At 59.0% G+C, this 2,914-nt stretch carries 2 protein-coding genes and 1 pseudogene; 1 reads left to right on the forward strand and 2 read right to left on the reverse strand.

The annotated features are described in order from the left end of the window. Positions 1-109 precede the first annotated feature (109 nt). Positions 110-277, reverse strand: coding sequence for an IS66 family insertion sequence element accessory protein TnpB (tnpB, locus tag AB3X96_RS42175; protein ID WP_176112620.1), 168 nt, complete (start codon positions 275-277; stop codon positions 110-112). Continuing rightward, the gene (locus tag AB3X96_RS42180; protein ID WP_368594368.1) at positions 274-732 is read right to left on the reverse strand and encodes a transposase; all 459 of its coding nucleotides are present in this window, start codon (positions 730-732) and stop codon (positions 274-276) included. The genes tnpB and AB3X96_RS42180 overlap by 4 nt, the downstream gene beginning before the upstream one ends. A gap of 231 nt (positions 733-963) precedes the next feature. Between AB3X96_RS42180 and AB3X96_RS42185 the strand changes: the two are divergent. Next, positions 964-2,050, forward strand: a pseudogene (locus tag AB3X96_RS42185) (IS701 family transposase); the annotation flags it as partial. Positions 2,051-2,914: the final 864 nt, after the last annotated feature.

A 2,914-nucleotide genomic window follows, 5' to 3' on the forward strand; every position in this document is an offset into this window, starting at 1 on the left:
CGTCAGGGAAGGTGTACGGGCTATTAAGGAAAGGCGACCGCCTCACTTCAAGGCCCGACAGGAAGCAGAGAAGTCACTCAAGTTGCCGGGCTTCTAACCAAAGGATGCACTATGTCACGAGACTCCCCCGACGGCCCCGGAAGATGTAGACGTTGCCGCCCAGCGGATTCTCCCCAAGCGCTGTTTGCACCTTCGCTGCCAACCCCTGGAACCCGCATCGCATATCGGTGACGCCAGCAGCGATCCAGATGCGCGTGCCTGCCGGTAGGGAGATCATGAGCGCAGACTACCCAGCACGATCCGCAGCATATCGGCATCAACCAGGCCGTCCACTTTAACCACCGCACGACCGATCCGGATCTCGATCGTGCCGACCGGTGATACAGGCTTCGAGCCCTGCGCGGGCGCTTCTACCGGAGCTGATGCAATGACCTCCGTCGGCGTGTCGTTGAGCAATACGACCGGAATGAGCCCGGCAGATCGAGCTTGCTGATCGGCCAGATATCGCCGCCGCCAGGTGAACAGCATGTTCGCGTTGATGCCGTTCTCCCGCGCCAGCTTCGCGACTGATACGCCCGGCTCGCAAGCTGCTGCTGCCAGTCGCTCACGCAGCTCCCGGGGGTAGTTCGGGCGCCCCGTTCGGGAACCCGGCTTCTTCTCCGCAGACTCTGTCAAAGTGGTGCCCATCAGATTGGAAATGATGGGCATCACTTTGATGTCGCCCTCAGCCACCGTCTATAACGGCCGGCACGAGCCGCTTACCTTGATCCTTATGGGTATGTGGCGCGATCCGTCGCAGCCACCGAATCGAAGAAACGGAGGCACTCGGCTGCTGCGATCGGGATGAAGTTGAGGCTGGCCTCACGCGACCATGGTAAGTAGTCCAGCCTGAACAAACCGTAGAGCCTTAAGCGTTGGGGGTTTCCGGCGGAAATCGTGTTGTTGGAATTCCAGAGACCTGGCATATTGCTGGGGATACGGGAATGGGTGATGCCCGCGTTAGACGCGCACGCTGCTAAAGAAACCGGTTACTACTGGATTATTGACGACACCGGTTTTCCAAAGAAGGGACGTCATTCGGTCGGGATGGCACGTCAGTACTGTGGGCAACTCGGCAAACAGGACAACTGTCAGGTCGCAGTGAGCCTGTCGATCGCGACACAACGCGGCAGCCTGCCGATTGCCTGGCAGCTGTATGTCCCCAAGGAATGGATTGAAGACCGGGAACGTGCCCGTCGTGCGGGCATTCCCGACGATCTGGCTTTCGAGACCAAGCCCGAGATTGCGTTGACCCAACTTCGTGAGGCTATAGCATCCGGCGTTGCCCCGGGCATCGTGCTGGCCGATGCCGGGTACGGCGGCGAAACCGCCTTCCGGGAGGGCGTAACTGAACTCGGTTTGTTGTACGCCGTAGGGATCCGGCCTGGCACCTCTGTGTGGGCACCCGGTACGGCGCCACTTCCACCCAGGCCATGGAGCCGGCGCGGCAAGCCACCGACATTGTTGCGCCGTGCGCCCGGCCACGAACCGCTCGCGGTGAAGGAACTGGCCATGCAATTGCCCGTGAACGCCTGGCAAACCGTCACCTGGCGGGAAGGCAGCAACGCAGCACTTTCCTCCCGCTTCGCCGCCATGCGCGTTCGCCCCGCACATCGCGACTATTGGCGAAGTACCGTTCGCGACGAAGAATGGCTGCTCATTGAATGGCCTGATGGCGATACGGAGCCGCTCAAATACTTTCTCACTACCGCCCCCGAAGAGGCGACCCTCGAGCAGCTCGTGTTCGTGACCAAAATGCGCTGGCGCATCGAGCGCGACTATCAGGACCCGAAACAGGAGTTCGGGCTCGGCCATTACGAAGGGCGAGGCTGGCGTGGCTTCCACCACCACGCCACGCTGAGTATCGCTGCATATGGGTTTCTGATGGCTCAGCGACTCAGGATGCGCTCGGATGAGCGCGATAAAAAACTTCCCGGAACGCGCGCTGCCTGCCCTTCCCCCAGATTACATCCCCCGGGGCAGTCCAGCGCGCTCAACGCCACGTTCCTGATTCCATTACCACGCTGCGTATTCTGCTTGAACTACGGCTCATGCAACGATGGCACTCTTCCTCTGCGGGGATAGACCGCGCAACAACTTATGTGACACAGTAGAACTAGGCGCGCAGGCAGGGCAACATGTGCCCTCGGTCACAATTCGGGGTGCTCGCAGGGCTGCGGATCCAACTCTCAAACGGGCTCGGTGCACCAGATGATGGGCCGACGTCGACCACCGCTGCCTCGTAAGGGTATTCCTTCTCCGATCCGCCCGCAGCAGTCGTGCGCTTCATCCTTCGGGGTCGGGCAAAACCCGATGAATCACTCTCAAGAGTTGGAGCCTCCACAAAATCCGGGGCGGTTCACTTCGCTATGAAAGTACCCATAGAGGAACTCAGCGAACACAAGGAACGCTACCTTACGACGCAGTGAGGAATCGCAGTCAGAGTGACATCCATGAAGCTCCATAGAACGCCAGAGCTGCAAGTTCCGCGATCACGTCAAAGCCAATAAAAAAGCCGCCGACCGGAGTGTGACCGATGTCGACTCTCTGATTCTTTCATGGATTTTTTGAACATGTCGTTGTGGCCCCGCTCAAATGGTTTGTCTGCTTTTGCTGCCGAATGATAGCAGCAGACAGGATCAGTCGCGCCACTTAGACCACTGTCTGAATTCCCGGCGCCCCCTATCGGTAGCGACACAAATTGTCGGAATTGTCCGGTTTGTCTGTTGATGCTATCGGTGAATGGGCTTTAACAGGATGCGGAAATACCCCCGCCCGGAATCGGCCTTCCACGATTTGAGCGCCCACCGTCGCTAAATCTTTCGCATTGTGCAATTTCAACGCGCATCAACCTTTTTAAAGCACTGTGAGGCCG

Source organism: Paraburkholderia sp. BR13439 (assembly GCF_040948805.1).
Lineage (GTDB): Bacteria > Pseudomonadota > Gammaproteobacteria > Burkholderiales > Burkholderiaceae > Paraburkholderia > Paraburkholderia youngii.